General features: G+C 58.2%; 17 protein-coding genes. 9 read left to right on the plus strand and 8 right to left on the minus strand.

Features of this window, described 5'->3' with window-relative positions:
* Positions 1–72: 72 nt before the first annotated feature.
* The 7 genes from AC3IUF_RS11680 to AC3IUF_RS11710 are packed head-to-tail and all read right to left on the minus strand — an operon-like array spanning position 73 to position 6,415.
* Positions 73–1,488, minus strand: coding sequence for an ATP-binding protein (locus tag AC3IUF_RS11680; protein ID WP_007910669.1), 1,416 nt, complete (start codon positions 1,486–1,488; stop codon positions 73–75).
* The gene (locus AC3IUF_RS11685; protein WP_007910671.1) at positions 1,485–2,147 is read right to left on the minus strand and encodes a response regulator; all 663 of its coding nucleotides are present in this window, start codon (positions 2,145–2,147) and stop codon (positions 1,485–1,487) included. The genes AC3IUF_RS11680 and AC3IUF_RS11685 overlap by 4 nt, the downstream gene beginning before the upstream one ends.
* A gap of 11 nt (positions 2,148–2,158) precedes the next feature.
* Entirely contained in the window at positions 2,159–2,803 is a 645-nt protein-coding gene (locus AC3IUF_RS11690) for a tetratricopeptide repeat protein (protein ID WP_007910686.1), read from the minus strand.
* Complete coding sequence (locus AC3IUF_RS11695) at positions 2,800–3,609, minus strand: SDR family oxidoreductase (RefSeq protein WP_463542848.1); 810 nt, start codon at positions 3,607–3,609, stop codon at positions 2,800–2,802. Before AC3IUF_RS11695 ends, AC3IUF_RS11690 begins: the two co-directional genes overlap by 4 nt.
* Positions 3,596–4,270, minus strand: a complete 675-nt coding sequence (locus tag AC3IUF_RS11700; RefSeq protein ID WP_038366369.1) for an iron-containing redox enzyme family protein — start codon at positions 4,268–4,270, stop codon at positions 3,596–3,598. The genes AC3IUF_RS11695 and AC3IUF_RS11700 overlap by 14 nt, the downstream gene beginning before the upstream one ends.
* Entirely contained in the window at positions 4,267–5,748 is a 1,482-nt protein-coding gene (locus AC3IUF_RS11705) for an AMP-binding protein (RefSeq protein WP_489281072.1), read from the minus strand. Before AC3IUF_RS11705 ends, AC3IUF_RS11700 begins: the two co-directional genes overlap by 4 nt.
* On the minus strand, positions 5,738–6,415 hold the full coding sequence (locus AC3IUF_RS11710; protein ID WP_150794668.1) for a thermostable hemolysin: 678 nt from the start codon (positions 6,413–6,415) through the stop codon (positions 5,738–5,740). The genes AC3IUF_RS11705 and AC3IUF_RS11710 overlap by 11 nt, the downstream gene beginning before the upstream one ends.
* A gap of 209 nt (positions 6,416–6,624) precedes the next feature.
* Here AC3IUF_RS11710 and AC3IUF_RS11715 point away from each other — a divergent pair, with 209 nt between their 5' ends.
* The 9 genes from AC3IUF_RS11715 to AC3IUF_RS11755 all read left to right on the plus strand — a co-directional run bounded on the left by AC3IUF_RS11715 (position 6,625) and on the right by AC3IUF_RS11755 (position 13,689).
* Positions 6,625–7,173: a cytochrome b gene (locus tag AC3IUF_RS11715; protein WP_489281073.1), complete on the plus strand. Its 549-nt coding sequence runs from the start codon at positions 6,625–6,627 to the stop codon at positions 7,171–7,173.
* A gap of 136 nt (positions 7,174–7,309) precedes the next feature.
* On the plus strand, positions 7,310–8,188 hold the full coding sequence (locus AC3IUF_RS11720; protein WP_489281074.1) for a tetratricopeptide repeat protein: 879 nt from the start codon (positions 7,310–7,312) through the stop codon (positions 8,186–8,188).
* A 113-nt stretch (positions 8,189–8,301) separates the two neighbouring features.
* Positions 8,302–8,514 carry a DUF4287 domain-containing protein gene (locus AC3IUF_RS11725; protein ID WP_489281075.1) on the plus strand — a complete coding sequence of 71 codons (213 nt, stop codon included), beginning with the start codon at positions 8,302–8,304 and terminating at the stop codon, positions 8,512–8,514.
* Positions 8,515–8,527: 13 nt separating this feature from the next.
* Positions 8,528–9,031, plus strand: a complete 504-nt coding sequence (locus AC3IUF_RS11730; protein ID WP_489281076.1) for a GNAT family N-acetyltransferase — start codon at positions 8,528–8,530, stop codon at positions 9,029–9,031.
* Positions 9,012–9,830: a diaminopimelate epimerase gene (gene dapF, locus AC3IUF_RS11735; protein WP_489281077.1), complete on the plus strand. Its 819-nt coding sequence runs from the start codon at positions 9,012–9,014 to the stop codon at positions 9,828–9,830. Before AC3IUF_RS11730 ends, dapF begins: the two co-directional genes overlap by 20 nt.
* A gap of 498 nt (positions 9,831–10,328) precedes the next feature.
* On the plus strand, positions 10,329–10,691 hold the full coding sequence (locus AC3IUF_RS11740; RefSeq protein ID WP_095111527.1) for a DUF6124 family protein: 363 nt from the start codon (positions 10,329–10,331) through the stop codon (positions 10,689–10,691).
* Between the two features lie 136 nt (positions 10,692–10,827).
* Positions 10,828–12,369 carry a T6SS phospholipase effector Tle1-like catalytic domain-containing protein gene (locus AC3IUF_RS11745; RefSeq protein WP_489281078.1) on the plus strand — a complete coding sequence of 514 codons (1,542 nt, stop codon included), beginning with the start codon at positions 10,828–10,830 and terminating at the stop codon, positions 12,367–12,369.
* Positions 12,369–13,022, plus strand: a complete 654-nt coding sequence (locus tag AC3IUF_RS11750; RefSeq protein WP_489281079.1) for a DUF2931 family protein — start codon at positions 12,369–12,371, stop codon at positions 13,020–13,022. The genes AC3IUF_RS11745 and AC3IUF_RS11750 overlap by 1 nt, the downstream gene beginning before the upstream one ends.
* A 10-nt stretch (positions 13,023–13,032) precedes the next feature.
* Entirely contained in the window at positions 13,033–13,689 is a 657-nt protein-coding gene (locus AC3IUF_RS11755; protein ID WP_489281080.1) for a DUF2931 family protein, read from the plus strand.
* Positions 13,690–14,126: 437 nt separating this feature from the next.
* On the opposite strand, the gene AC3IUF_RS11760 is transcribed toward AC3IUF_RS11755, so the two are convergent.
* The gene (locus AC3IUF_RS11760) at positions 14,127–14,957 is read right to left on the minus strand and encodes a hypothetical protein (RefSeq protein WP_489281081.1); all 831 of its coding nucleotides are present in this window, start codon (positions 14,955–14,957) and stop codon (positions 14,127–14,129) included.
* Between the last annotated feature and the right edge of the window lie 818 nt (positions 14,958–15,775).

Below are 15,775 nucleotides of genomic sequence, written 5' to 3' on the forward strand. Positions count from 1 at the left end.
GATCTGGATCAGATTCCGACACGCGGCCACTGTTTTTCAGCGGGCGATGGTGCTTCTGTTTCCGCAACAGGCTCAACTCTGCGGCGGTTCGCGGGTGCTGCGTTGCGATGCGGGGCGCGGATGCCCGTCGGGAATCGACAAGGTCGCGCGTAAACCACCTTCGGCGCGGTTGGCCAACGTGATTCGTCCGCCCAACTGCGTGGCGATGGTGTTGACGATAGTCAGCCCCAGCCCCGCGCCGTAGGCATTGCCGCGACTGTAGAAGCGTTCGAACAAGCGCGCGCGGTCCGCTTCATCGATGCCCGGCCCCTGATCTTCAACGCTCAAGTGATAGAAACCCTCGGCCTGACTGAGCAGCACGGTGATCACGCCGTGTTCGGGGGAGAAGTTCGCAGCGTTGGTGATCAGGTTGTTCAGGGCAATGTCGATCGTGCCGGGGCTGGCCATGATGTTGAACGGTTCAGCGCTGTCTTCAAAAGCCAGTTCCAGGTGTTTGCTCAGCAACCATGGCGTCAGTTGCACCAGGCTGTTGCGCACGGTTTCGCTGAGGTCGATGGGTTGCAGCGGCGGCGGATTGGGTTTCGGCTCCAGGCGCGCCATGGTCAGCAACTGGTTGACCAAGCGACTGGTGCGGTCGACCCCGGCGATCAGAAACGCCAGCGATTCGCGGCGCTCCTGTTCGGTGCCAGCCTCCTGCAGATTCTGCGCATGCACCCGCAGCACCGCCAGCGGCGTACGCATCTCGTGGGCGGCATCGGCGATAAAGCGCCGTTCGCGGCCAAGCACTTCCTGGATCTGCGCGAGCATGCGGTTGAGCGCCGCCTGCATCGGCTCCAGCTCACTGGGCAGCGGCGCCAGTTGCAACGGTTCCAGCGAACCGCTGTGGCGGGCGCGCAAGGTCTCGGCCATGTTCGCCAAGGGCTTGAGGCCCCAGCCGATGGCCAGCCAGACCATCGCCGCGAGCAGCAAGCTGCCGACCACATTCGGCCACAGGGTGTGGCGGACGATGCGGTCGACCAGATCGGCGCGCACATCGTCACGCTCACCGACCCAGATGCGCAGGCCGTTCTGTTTGTCTTCAAGGAGAAAAGCGCGCCAGTGCCGATTGTTCAGATCCACCACATCGCTGAAGCCGGGCTGAGTCGGCGGCGCCCTGAAGGACGGGGCGCTGGCGGTGTGCACCAACACATCACCGGCAGGATTCCACACCTGAAAAGCGATTTTGCGTTCGTAAGGATGACCTTCGCCGCGCGGCACCGCTTCGCCCAGCGCCGAGTTGAACGCCTGGTAGAGTTCGGCGTGCTGTTTGCTGGCCAAGGGCATGCGCATCACGCCTTGCAGCAGGCGCGCGTTCTGCGCCAATTGCGCGTCGTAGACTTCGGCGATTTCGTGGTTGCTGTCGTGCAGGTTGAAGGTGCTGAGCACCGCGAGGCCGGCCAGCAACAGGCCGATGATCAAGGTCAGCGTGCGGCGCCGGATCGAGGTCATCGACGCTCCTCCACCAGATAACCGACACCACGGATGGTGCGGATCAGGTCGGTGGAAAACTTCTTGCGCAGGTGATGGATGTGCACTTCGAGGGTGTTGCTTTCGGCTTCTTCGTTCCAGCCGTAAAGCAGCTGCATCAGTTGATCGCGGGTCATCACTCGGCCCGGCGGCGATAGCAGTTCGTGCAGCAACTGATATTCCTTGGGCGTCAGGGCCACAGGCTGGCCCTGATAGCTGACTTGCTGGGTGCCGGGGTTAAGGCTGATGCCGGCATGCTCGATCAACGCCTGGGCGCGCCCGGCACTGCGCCGCAACAAGGCGCGCAAGCGTGCCTTGAGCTCATCCAGGTCGAACGGTTTGATCAGGTAGTCGTCGGCCCCGGCGTCGAGCCCGGCGATGCGATCTTCAGTAGCGTCGCGGGCGGTCAGAATCAACACCGGCAGATTCGAACCGCTGTCGCGCAATCGGCGCAGCACTTGCAGGCCGTCCATGCGCGGCAGACCGAGATCGAGCACGGCGACATCGAAGGTTTCGCTGAGCAGCGCATGCAACGCGCTGCTGCCGTCCTTGAGCCAGTCGACGGTGTAACCCTCGCGGCCCAGCGCCTGATGAATGCCTTCACCCAGCGCCACGTCATCCTCAACCAGTAATAAACGCACGCGGACTCCTGTCAGTCGAGTTTCTTGTTCACGTCCACCAGCAGGGCGGCGATCTCTTTGCGGCGCCCGGCATCGGCACTTTCGCGGCCCGGGCGCGGCGCGGCTTGCTGGGCTTTGAGTAGCGCAGCTTTGGCTTCAGCGTAGCGCTTCTGACGGTAGAGGTGATCGCCCCAGAAGTACAGGCTGTCGATGCCGTTGGGGTTGAGTTGCAAGGCTTGCTTGAGCAGTTGCTCGGCCTTGTCGCTGTCGCCGAAACCGATGGGCCAGCCGGGCACGCGGTCATACAGCGCGGCGAGGCTGGTGTAGGCCGAGCCTTGCAGGGCTTTGGGGTCGAGGGTCAGGGATTTCTCCAGGTCAGCCTTGGCGTCCTTGGCTTTGCCCAAGGCACCGAGGCCGCCCTCGGCACCGGCCCAACTGCTGGTGACGATGCCTTTCCAGATCCACGCTTCGGCAACCGCCGGGCGCTGCGTGGTGAACGCGTTGGCCTCGTTGGCCAATTGTTCGAACGCGGCGGCGCGCTGTTTTTCCGCCACTTCATATTGAATGTGCGCCCAGCTCTGCTGGATGCCCTCGAGGCGTTGCTGGTCGGCTGGTTCCAGCGCCCAGACGCTTTGACTGAGGGCGGCGAGCAACAGGCATGCGGATAGTTTTTTCATGGCTTTGGCGACTCGTGGTCAGGTTTTTCACTGAGACGGCGGATCAACGGCAACTGCTTGCGCAGGCCTCGATCCACCAGATGCGGGAGCAGATTGTTCAGGCGGACGAAGAAGCGTTCCGGCCAGCCCAGGTAAAGGTCGCGGCGATCACCGGCAATCGCATGGATCACCGCTGAGGCTACGGTTTGCGGATCGTCGACGTTGGCCTTGAGTGCGTCGTTCAGTGCTTGCGCGGCGGCGCTGTTCATCGAGGTGCGCGTGGCGCGCGGCGCGACGTACAGCACGCTGACCCGGGTGTCGGCGAGCTCCCGGCGCAGTGCCTCGGAAAATCCGCGCAAAGCAAACTTGGTCGCGCAATAACTGGCGTAACCCGGGTAGCCGATCGAGCCGTAGGTCGAGCCGACGTTGACCACCATGGCGCTGTCGGCCTGCTTGAGCAGCGGCAACAGCAGTTTGGTCAGGCACATCGGTGCACTGATGTTTACCGCCAGCATCGCGTTGATGTCGCTGTCATCCAGCTGTTCGAGCATGGCGAAGTGATTGACCCCGGCGGCGTTGATCAGCAGGTTGATACCACCGATGGCTTCGGCGGCGACCAGCACTTTACGGCGGTCGCTGAGGAAGGTCAGGTCGGCGCCGACCCAGCACAACGAGTCGGGGTAGCGCTTGAGCAACGGCAGCAGTGCCTCCTGATGCCGCGCCACCGCGAGCACATGGGCACCGGCGGCGCACAAGGTTTCGGCGATGGCCAGGCCGATGCCGCCACTGGCACCGGTCAGCACCACCCGCGCATCACGCAGCTGCATGTTGAGCCTCCGCGTCACGCGGCAAGCCACGGAACATGTCGGTGTACAGGCGATAAACGACTTTCGAGGCATGGATCACGGCGGCTTGATCCTCCGGATCTTCGAGCTGATTCATCAGCCGCCGATAGGTTTGCATGTGCTCGATGTCGAGCGAACCGTGGGAACTCAGGTAACTGAACGCGGTTTCCGGCAACGCCAGGCGCTCGCGAATGCTGCCCGCCGCGTGGGTGGCCAGGGCGATGCTGGTGCCTTCGAGCACATTGACCATGCCGAACAGACCGACCGGATTGCCACGGGCGATCAGGTCGTAAAGGAAGCTGACCATCAGCTCGATCGACAACGACGGCTGACCATCGCGCACCGCATCGCGATCGCCGCCACATGCAGCGATATCGTTGAGCACCCAGTGCTCGTGGCCGTATTCATCTTCGATGTACTCGGCCACCGCTTTGCGCAGCCATTCCAGACGCGTCGGCAGGCGTGCACCGCAAGCCATCATCAGCGGCACGGTGTGGCGCACGTGGTAATACGCCTGCGCCAGAAACGCCCGATAACTGTCGAGGCTGACCTTGCCTTGCAGGGCATCGACGATGATCGGCAGGTTGAACAGTTCGTGGCGTTCCTGTTGCGTGGCTTCTTGCAGGGTGTCAAAAAAACTCATGATGCGGACTCCTCGGAAACAGCGGATTCGGTCAATTGGTTGTGGTACTGCGCGACGATGGCGTCGCGGCGCGGGCGGCCATTGGCGGTGAGCAAGCCATTGGCGGCGCTGAAGGGTTGCGGCAAGCGCGTCCACTGATGCACCTGGGCGTAATCGGGCAAAGCCTCGTTGGCTTCGGCGACGGCAGCGGCCAGTTCGGCGTCGGTGCAGTCCGGGCGATGCGGCCAGAGCAGGGCGTGATTGCGCGGCAAAGCCTCGCCGTAAACGAACGCCTGGGCGATATGGCGGCGCTGGGTCAGCTCGGACTCGACCCATTCCGGGTTGACGTTGCGCCCGAAACTGGTGACGAACTGGTGCTTCTTGCGGCCCTTGAGATAGAGAAAACCTTCCGGGTCGAATTCTCCCAGGTCGCCACTCGGCCACCACTCATCGGCGTACGGCGCGTCGCCCAGATAGCCGAGCAACGTCGAGCCCTTGATCAGCACTTCGCCGTCCTCGGCCAGGCGCACTTCGACATGCGGCAACGGCCGGCCGACGCTGCCGGGGCGGCGCGCGCCGGGGCGATTGAGGCACACCACCGAGGCGCATTCGGACAAGCCGTAACCTTCGTAAACCGGCAGCCCGACCCGTTGCGCACGGTGCAGCAGATCCTCCGAGACGCGCGCACCGCCGACAGCGGCAAAGCGTAGGGTTTGCGGGTCGAAGGCTTTTTGTTCGGCGGCGCTGACCAGCAACAGCAGCAACTGCGGCACCAGGATCAGACTCTCCGGCGCACGGCTGGCCAGATAACCGAGCAAGCGCGGAATCTCGACGCCACTGGCGCCCTGAATGCCGAGGGTTTTCTGGCTCGGCAAACTCAGCGTCGCGCCGGCATACAGCGCGGCATAGCAACCGAGGTTCTCCAGCAGAATCGCCAACGGCAACAGCGCCAGATGATGCTGCGGTCCGGTGGCTTCGCTGGCCTGATCCAGCTCCCGTGCCACCCGCAGCAGGCTGTCGGCGCTCAGGCACACACCTTTCGGCGTGCCGGTGGTGCCGGAGGTGAAGGTGAGTTTTGCGGTACCGGCCGGCATGCGACTGGGGCCACTGAAGGAGCGGCACCAGAACTCGCCACGTTGTTCATAGCCGGCCGCGAGCAGTTCGGCACCCAGTTCCGGCTCGGCAATCACCCGTTCGGCCTGGCTCTGTTGCAGACAATGGGCGCGCTGCGCCGCACTGAAAAACGGCGGCAACGTCACGCAGGTCAGGCCTTCGAACAGCACGGCCAGATCCCAGAGCATCGCGTCGACGCCGTTGTCCAACGCCAGCGCAATCACCTGCGCTTGCTCATCGCGCAAACGCTCCTGGCGATACAACACCTCGGCGTACAGCGTGGCGTAATCGAGTTTCAGCGTGTCGCCCCACAGGGCCGTCGCGTGGTCATTGCGCCGGGCATGGTCGCGCAGGGTTTCCTGGAAGCGTTGCAGTTCAAGCGACATGACAGGCTCCTTCAATCGAAGTCGGCAAACCCAGGCGAGTAAACAGGCCGATATCGCGCAAATGGACGAACCCGGCGCGGATGTTGCCGACATGCACCCAAGGTTTACTTTCGTAATAACTGCCCCAGTGTTGACGCTCGTCACCCAATCGTTCCGGGTCAGCGGCGCACAATGTCACTGGCTTCAGGCCCAGGCGATGGAAGCTGTTGACCAGGCCGATGTTGCCGGTGAACGTCACCCATTCCAGGCCGCCCATGGCCAGCAGGTAGGTGATGGCGATGATGCTCAGGCGCGCGCTGCCGGTGTCGCTGGCGGCGAGGTTGCCGACTTCGACGATGGCGCTGCGCTCGACCGCACGATCCGCCGCCGCGCTGATTAGCGGCTCGATCGGCTCATCCAGATAGCGCTCAAGGAACAGTGATTCCAGATGCGCGCGACGCACCCCGGCCACGGCGCACAACTCGCCATCGCCGTTGTGCATGCCGAACAGCTCGGGCATGAAGTGGCGGATATCGGCGCCATGGGCTTTGCGAAAGCGTTGCTGGATAAAGCTTTCAAACGTCGCTCGCAGAGTGTCGTCGGGCAGCGCGCCGGTCAGTGTCATCTGCGGTGTTTCGGCTTGACCGAAGCGCAGGGGCAGGGCGATGTTCCAGTCAAAATCGGGCATGGGCAGAACGCCTCCCTCAATAGGTTTGAGGCGAGTATCGGAGGCATTTCTTAACGAAGTCTGAAGGTGAAAAAAGGTTAACGTGAGGGTCTGTCTTCAGACTCTCTTAAGACTGGGCGGGCAGGGTAACGCCGTCGGTTCGCCCAACAACCGGAGCGAGGCGGTCGAACGAATCGGCCGTCACTCACGACAATCACGAGGCGCAGCTTATGACCCGCGACACCGCCGTAACCCGTTATGGAAAACTCTCAATCACCCTGCACTGGCTGATGCTGGCGCTGTTTGTCGGCGTTTACGCATGCGTCGAAATCAAGGGCTACCTGCCCAAGGGCAGCGAGGCACGCGGCTTGCTGATGGGCTTCCACGGCCTGTTCGGCGCGAGCATCTTCGCTCTGGTCTGGCTCCGCCTGCTCGGCCGCCTCAGCCCACGCCCGCCGATCACGCCCAAACCACCGGCGTGGCAGACCGGCATCGCGCACCTGACACACCTGGCGCTGTACGGCCTGATGATCGCCACACCGATCCTCGCCTGGCTGATGCTCGCCGCCGCCGACAAACCGTTCCCGTACTTCGGCTTCCACGTCCCGGCACCCGTGGCCATCGACCCGGACTTCGGCAAACAACTGAAGTACTGGCATGAACTGATCGGCAGCACCGGCTACTGGCTGATTGGGCTGCACGCAGCGGCGGGGTTGTTTCACCATTATTGGGTGCGGGATAACACGCTGGTGCGGATGCTGCCGGGCCGCACCGAATAACCCTGATCGACTACAACCCCTGTGGGAGCGAGCAGGCTCGCTCCCACATGTTTTTCTGGTGTTTTCGAGTAACCGACACTTCAGGTTTTGCGCCTGCCTGCCGATGAAATCTGCACGATTTCAACGGATGCCATTCATGAACAAGGTAGTTGCTGTACTGGCGCTTAGTGCCCTCGTTGCAGGCTGCAAGAGCACTCCACCCAATCCTCAGGAAGAAAACCTCACCGGCACCCGCTGCATGGTGTTCTCGAGTGTGAAAGACCTTTCCACCGAACACCTCGACTATGTTCGCGAAGCCAGCAGCAACGGCAACGTTAAGTGCAAGATTGCGCTTGGCGTGTTGTATGAGTTCGGTCGTGGCGGCTTATCACCAGATGTGCGCAAGGCCCGGGCCCTGTATGAGTCTGTCGCTGTCGTGGATGGCGCCGGGTATGAGCAACTGGCGCGCATGGCCGATGAGGGCAGCGGTCAGGCGCCCGATGCTGTCGAAGCGCGACGACTTTATCAATTGGCGCTCGCGCATCGTCAGAGCGTCTACAGCGAGTTCGCGCTGGCACGGTTGATGGAAGCAGGGCGAGGCGGCCCACAGGATCTGTCCGGGGCGCTGACGCATTACCTCAATGCCACTCAGCGCATCGATGACGAGGCATGGGCCGGCGTGCAGCGGGTCCGCGCCCAGGTGTTGACGCTGACCACAGAGCAGACACAGCGCTACAACGAAAAATGGTACGACGGCGTCGGCAACAGCCTCGCAGCAGCGATACACGATACCGAGTTGCTGTTGAACAGACAGATCAAACCCGGCACCGCGAGTAAACCCGTCACGCTGGAGGCGAAAGGCAAACCCGGTTCGCTGGTGCCGCACATCACCTTGGTCGAAAGCTCCGGCAACAACGACGTGGACCAAGCGGTGGTCAAGGCCCTCAGCGAATACCGTTACCCGGCGCAGCCGATTTTGAAGGCTGGGCAGGAGTCCTGGTCATCAGAGTTTCCGGTCAAGGTCGGAGTGAAGTGAACTGGCCGGGCCGGGCCGGGCCACTTGCCGGAACAGTCTCTCGCGTCCACTCTATGACCTGCCGACAAGGAGCGTCCGCCGACCCTCCGTCGTGACCACAGGGAGCTTGCAGCATGAGCGAAGACAACAAGGTAAAAGGCCCGGTGTCGTACTTCCCCTCCATCGAGAAAAAATACGGCCAGCCCATCGATCACTGGCTAAACCTGCTCGCCGGCATCAGCGACAAGAAACACATGGAACTGGTGGCATGGCTCAAGGAAGAACACGGCATGGGCCACGGTCATGCCAACGCCTTGGTTGCGCATCATCTGGCGGGTAAAAAGTGAGGGCAGGGCAGCGATGAATTTCTCCCACCGACCAGTGACGGCCGACGACGTCAACACCCTCTGCGGCTTTCCCCAAGGCGAACAAGAGCTGTTCTTCATGTTCCCGAAAGCCAACTTCCCGCTGACGGAAGAGCAGATGCGCAGCGCAATCAGCCAACGCTTCGACTCCACGGCTTTTCTGGCCAACGGCGAGTTCGTCGGCTTCGCCAACTTCTACCGCGCTGAGCACGACGGCATCTGCTGCATCGGCAACGTCATCGTCGCGCCATACGCCCGAGGCCAAGGTGTGGCGCGGTACATCGTCGAAACCATGACCGCGCTGGGTTTCGAAAAATACCAGGCCAAGGAAGTGCAACTGTCCTGCTTTAACGAAAACACCGCCGGCCTGCTGCTCTACCCGAAACTTGGCTTCGTGCCGTTCTCCATCGAAGAACGCCCGGCGCCAAATGGTGGGCGCTCAGCGCTGATCAACATGACGCGCACCAGAGGCGCAGCGCATGCCACTCACCTTCCATAAGATGCACGCCAACGGCGATGACTTCGTCGTGATCGACTCACGTAACATTGCCAACCCCGTCACCGGCCAACTCGCCCGGAGCCTGGGTGATCGTCATCGCGGCATCGGTTTCAACCAACTCGCCGTGGTCCTCGATTGCGAGGACGCCGATGCGCGCGTGGAGTTCTCGAACGCCGACGGCTCAGCGCTTGACGTGTGCGGCAGCGCCACCCGTGGCGTGGCGGACAGGTTGATGCGCGAAGCCAGCCGAACATCGATCACCCTGCGCACAAACCGTGGCTTGCTCACCTGCGAACGCATGCCCAGCGGATTGATCGCCGTCGACATGGGCGAACCGTTGTTCGACTGGCAAGACATCCCTCTGGCGCAAGAATACGACACGCTATTTCTACCGCTCGCCGGCGCTCCAACCGCGTGCAATATGGGCAATCCGCACTGCACCTATTTCGTCGACGACCTCAGTTCCGTCGATATCGCCGCCCTCGGCCCAAGCCTAGAAACCCACCCATTGTTTCCACACAAAACCAACGTCCACTTCGTGCAGATCATCGACCGCCAACACATCCGCCTGCGCATCTGGGAACGCAACGGCGCCATCCCGCTCGGCTCCGGCTCATGCTCATGTGGCGCGGCCGTCAACGGCATCCGCCGAGGCCTGCTCGACCACACCGTCACCGTCGAATGCGACGGCGGCCCCGTCACCGTCCACTGGAATGGCTCAGGCTCCGTAACCCTGAGCGGCCCGGTAGAACCCACTTTCTCCGGCACAATCCCCGACAGCCAACTCGACCTCAAGTGAACACAATCCCCCTGTAGGAGTGAGCCTGCTCGCGATGACGCCAGCCCAGTCACCGCAAACCCCAAACCCACCACAAATCCCCTGTGGGAGCGAGCCTGCTCGCGAAGACGCCCACCCAGCCACCCCATCAACCACTGACCGAAATAAACAGTAAAACCACCACTGTTTAAACCAAGCCTCAAGTAACCACCGAAACCCTACAACGCCTTGCGCCGTTACCTACGACTAAGCCAGAATCCGCCGGCTTGTGCGTCTAGGTCGCGGGTTCTATCGTCTGTCGGTCGCTGAAAAACAGTGATCGGGTTTGGTAGCCCGCCATAACTAGTCGCATCGCGAACCGTTCGCAGACCTCATCAGGTCTCTGCTCAATGGTGGCCATGCGCAGGACACCTTCGGGTGTGCCGGGTCCTAGTTACCGGTCTACCAACCCGCGTATGGCCGCCACCTTCGTTTGGTAGCGAATGTGAAGGCTCCTTTTTACTAACTAGGAGTTTCACCATGATCAAACCAACACCCAACCCACCCGAAACCGACCCCACATCCCCCTACGAATCCCCCGACTCCAAGCGATTCCACGAAGCCGCCGAACGCGCCCTCGACCACTACCTCAAACCTGCCAGCCAAATCATGGCCAGCACCCAACAACCCGAACGCATGTACCTCGCCAACCCGAAGTACAACAGCGAATCCCTGCTCGCCAACGCCAGCGAAACCCTCGGCTCCGCCAGCGAAATGCTCCTCAACTTCGCCGCCATGCTCGACACCTCCCATCGCAAAACCGCACTGGGCATCGCCCAAGTTGTGATGCTCGGCGAAATCGCCGTCAACCAAGCGCTGGATAACGTCGAAATCGCCAGCTAACCCCCACCCCGACGAGGGGAAACCCTCGTCGAACCCTGCGGTAACACCCCGGCTGGCAAACGGCCACGGCTTGCGCCCCCCAGCCTCGGCTGTCAACCTTCGGGCCGTTCTCAAGGATCAGAACCAGGAAACATGGATGAGTGGCTACGTACCCAACCCCCCGAAAAACTATCGCTACGAAGAAGCCAAACCCGTCGATATTCACGCCCAGCGTTGGGCGGAATATGAGAAGCACGGGAAAGAACCTGCGCGCGAACCTGAGAAAATCGGGATCGCGTTGAGGATTGGGGTTTTCTTTGATGGCACTGGGAACAATGCGAATAACACGGCGGCTGGATTGCTGTGTGGGGCGCAGCATCCGATTGCGCCGGAAGATATTCCTGCTAGTTGTCAGCCCTACATGAGGGATCCGGACAGCAGTTACGCTAACGACATCAGCAACGTGAAAAAGCTGAGCGAACTGTATGAGGCACCGCGACTCGCTGAGGGAGAGGGACCACGAAAGAAAGCTTTCGGTATGGTCTACGTCCAAGGCATAGGTACCCGTTCAGGTGAAGAAGACAGTAAATTCGGCGCCGGTACAGGACGTGGCGAAACCGGTGTTGCCGGGCGCGTCCAATCTTCTTTCACTTTGATCGAACAGCGTATCACTGAGGTATTGGATAAAAATCCCGATAGTGAAATTGCTTCGTTGACCTTCGACACGTTTGGCTTCAGTCGCGGTGCAGCAGCCGCCAGACATTTCGCCAATGAGATCGTGCGTGGCAAACAAGGCCCTTTAGGCGAGATTCTTCGTAGCAAATCAGATGTCCTCAGTCCGACCTTTGTCGATCAATACAACGGCGACATCAATGTGGGCTTCATTGGTTTGTTCGACACTGTGCCGTCGATTGCTGGATGGTCCAATTTGGGCAATATCAAAAGTGCAGTCGCAACAGGGATCAAACTCTACCTCGACCGACGTTACTTCACCGACGTTGTGCAGTTGGCGGCGCGGGATGAGTGCAGGGCTAACTTTGCTCTCAATCGCGTAGCGATGGATCATCCGGAAATTGTCTTGCCGGGTGTGCATTCCGATGTGGGTGGAGGTTACCTTGAGGACGCTGAAGAATGCGTGCTCATTAGCCCAATGCAAACGCTAGAAGTCGGCAACTATGTGGATGTCACCACCACATCGATCTACCAGGATGCGGTCAATGTGAGAAATCAGTGGTTAGCCAACGGCTGGCCTTCCGAAATGCTGGAAGTCGTTACTCCCCCTCCATTACTGATGCCGGTCAGTCCTCAGGATCGACTGAGTCCTCGAGTCAAACGAGTCTACACCGCCGTTCAACTCAAGCGTCCGGTGAGTGGGTTACTGTCGAGAGTGAGCCTGCGCGTGATGCATCAACTCGCCAAAGCCAAAGGCGTTCGCTTCGAAGACATTCCCGAGACGCCAGACTTCGCCGTTCCTGAAGAACTTCAGCCCATGTGTGATCGTTTTGTCTCCGGCGACTACAGCACCACGCCAGAGGAGGAGCAAATGCTCAAACTCAAGTACATTCACACGTCCGCCAATTGGAACCATCCGCTTGGCAGGAGAGATGGAAGTGGCATCAGAGCTGTTTACATCAACGCCCCCACGGAAGATGCAATCCGAGTAAAGCACCCACACGTACCTGACTGGACGCTTTGGTAATGAAGTTATTTACAGCACTGCTGTGCATGCTGTTTGTGGTCGGTTGTGAAGCCGATCCGCTTTCAGCAAAAAACGACCCTAAATCCCCATGGTGGGAACTCGGTTTTACTGAACCCAACTACATGAAGGTCTGGGTTGAAGACACTGCAGTGGAAGACATAAAGGGCAAGACGTTTCTGCGCACGGGTGGCGGTTCAGCATCGGGCGGGTACCCAGAGGATGGTACTGAGTCGGCCCGAGGATGGGACGGAGTGGGCGCGTCCGCAAAAGCGGTGGTTGGCGCCGATCTCCCAAAACGAATTTTCGTTCGCTGGCAGTCCATCGTAGAGCCTCAGACCTATCGTGCATGGGTGGACATACCCGAAGAAGCCAGACAATTGATGCTGACCTCGGTCAACCAGCGCTGTGCGAAAACCCCAGACCAAAAAGCTACCTACATATCTTCGGTCTATCTGGGATTGGCTCCCGGAGGTGTCGTACAAGTTTGGGTTAGAGACTCCTGCCACCATCCAATCAAAGTGGCTAATGCTCAAGCTGAAATCGAACCGCTAGGACCAAGTCAGGGGAAAACCCAGGGACGATATGCATATCCCATCAGTGAAAAGTCCAAGCGATATATCGAAAAATTCGGTATCCCTTACGGGAGTTGGTAGACGGTAACCAATGAAGCAACGCATTGTTGCGGTGTGCGTGTTGTTCCTGAGCGGCTGCCAGTCTTCCTATCATCTATCCCTAAAAAACGACCCGAAATCCGAGTCGTGGGAGCTTGCGTTCACCGAACCCTATTACATGAAGGTTTGGGTTGAGGACAGTGCCGTTGAAGACATAAACGGCAAGCTATTCATGCGCACAGGAGGAGGGAAGGCCGCTGGCGGGGAGCCAGAAAACGGCAAAGAGTCCGCGCGCGGTTGGCATGCTGTAGGTGCGGCTGCGACACCAGTGATTGGCGCTGGCTTGCCCAAACGCATTTACGTGCGCTGGCAATCCATTGTTGAGCCGCAGACCTATCAGATTTGGTTGGATGTGCCTGAAGAGGCGAGGCAACTGATGATGCAATCAGTCTGTCAGCGCTGCCCGGAAACACCGGAGGAACAGGCCAGCTATAGCGCATCTATTTATTTGGGTTTGGCTCCAGGGGGCGTTTTACAGGTTTTTGTTCGGGACTCATGCCATCGTCCGGTCAAGATCGCCAGAGCACAGGCCGAGATTGAGCCACTAGGTCCTAGTCAAGGTAAGAACCAAGGGCGCTATGCGTATCCCGTCAGCGAAAAGTCCAAGCGGTATATCGACAAATTTGGCATACCGTACGGGAGTTGGTAGACGCAGGCATGAGACACTTCACTCGCCTGTCTTTTAGTGGCGTTGTTTTTAGTAATCATCTTTGACAACTACCACGTCAATTCTGGTTTCAACGAATTTTCCGGGAACAGTCAGTGAACTGAGTCGATGAGTGGTGTCAAACTACCGGTGGTGTTATGCGGGCGAACAATCGCTACCATTTAAATAACTAAAAGTATCATTTGAACTAAATTATAAACAGGTTTAACAATCACGAAATCGCACAGCGATTTCTGGATACCGAGAGAGCGGCAGCTAAAGTTTTCTCCAACGCTGTAATTCCAAATGGATGAGCTATTAGCTGCCCCTTGAAGGCTATTGGATTGGTAGATGCGAAGGGTGTTTTCAGAGATGCTCGATATCACTGATCTGCGCAGTTTTTTGCACAGATCCGGAACTCGTCAAGAATAAGGTGTAAATTACACCACAAATATCTGCATTCCTTTAAGTGTTCCAAATTCACTAGGTTGAATTTTTTCGACCATTCTTTCAAGAATGCTAATTAGTTTTTCATTGCTATTTTTGCTTTCTGGGGAAAGCTTGGAGAGCACGTCATTAAGGTTTCTTGCAAAATCTTCGTGCGACCTTGGAATAGGAAGCTCCCCATTTGACATTCTACGTGCAATTTCGTTAGTTGATTTTGTTTCGAAGTCAAAAGTTGATTCCGATATTTTTCCTTTCTTCAAAAGGTTATGGAGTTTTCGTCTCACTTTTTCCCTGCCTCCACTTTTCACACATGCCAAGCACCATTTGTGAAGCAATCCTGCTTGATATTCGCTATCGATTTTATTAAAGTCAATAAATTCTTCGATGATTTTTATCCGTATTTTTGGAAAGGTGGTGCTTAGCAGAGTTGCTCTGTCTGGGTGTGAATTTAGCGGGTTATTTTTGAGGTGGTTAATTATTATAAACGGAAATAGATCGAATGCTGCCTGTACTGCTTTTTCTGAGTCGGACTCTGATAGTTTAACGTCAGGATTATAATGAGACGCCTTGTCGCCAAGATCTTTGATCGTGTTCAAGGTGCTAATGAGTTTTTGGTCAACCTTGCCATTCAGGCTGGATGTTAAATCCCCAATGGAGAACTTTTTATAGTCTCCTTCAGAAAGTTCCAATTCTTCCGAGAAAAATTCCTTAATCATCATTTCGGCAAACCATCTGGCGGTTTGCGTTTTGGCATCATGTGATGAGTTTTCAGAAGTGAGATCGCTGGTCCGATGAGTTGCCTGATGAGGGATTAGTCTATCCATTTCAATAAAGTCTCTAAGTGCTAACTATTAAAAATGCGCCTGAGGCGCACGCTTTCCAAGTTTATAGTGTAGGCTCAAATTTTTCTCGCTGCGCTTATTTTGTATAAAGGTTTCAGCGCTCTGAAGAGCTTATAAAAGAAGCATAGGTCGCGTGTGTGGCTTCAATTCTTTGCCACTTTGTGGACGGTCTTAAATTAAAGACTACCGATTCAAACGAAGCGTGTCTATCGAAAGTGAAGCTCGTCGTCATCCGCGGTGCCGCTAGAGTCACCCGGCAGAAATGCGAGCCGCCGGTGCCAGTGTAATTTTATTAGGTACAGAGCGCGGGGATCAAACTCAAAGTCCGACACTATCTATGCTGATGCCGACCGGTTTCTAGTGACTACTAGCCCTTTACCATAGTCAGCGAGGGACGATAGCGGTTACTCGCGAACTGCAGCTACCGAGCCAAAGCTGCCAGTGGCGAGAGGCTGTATCCAGCAATAAGCGGCCGCACCCCAAGGGCGGCTACCGACCCTTAACTGCAGGTGTAGAAAAGCATCGGCCGGTCAGAAAGATCAAAGATAAATCGGTCCCTTCTTCCCGCTGTGGAGCGGGACCACTATATCTATTTTGGATTAATCTGGAACGTGGAAAACCAGTACTGTCAGGATCAACTCGCGGCCTGCATCATCGTTCGCGCGTAGCATATAGCGAAAGCCGCTCTCATGAGGCCAGTTCTCGGCACGCTTAAAATTGGGGTGACCCCTTACCTGGATGTCTATGCCATTCATAACTGTCGTGGTATCGGTGCCGCGATTGAAGATCAATATTGCGGT

The organism is Pseudomonas sp. KH_040, from assembly GCF_057839305.1.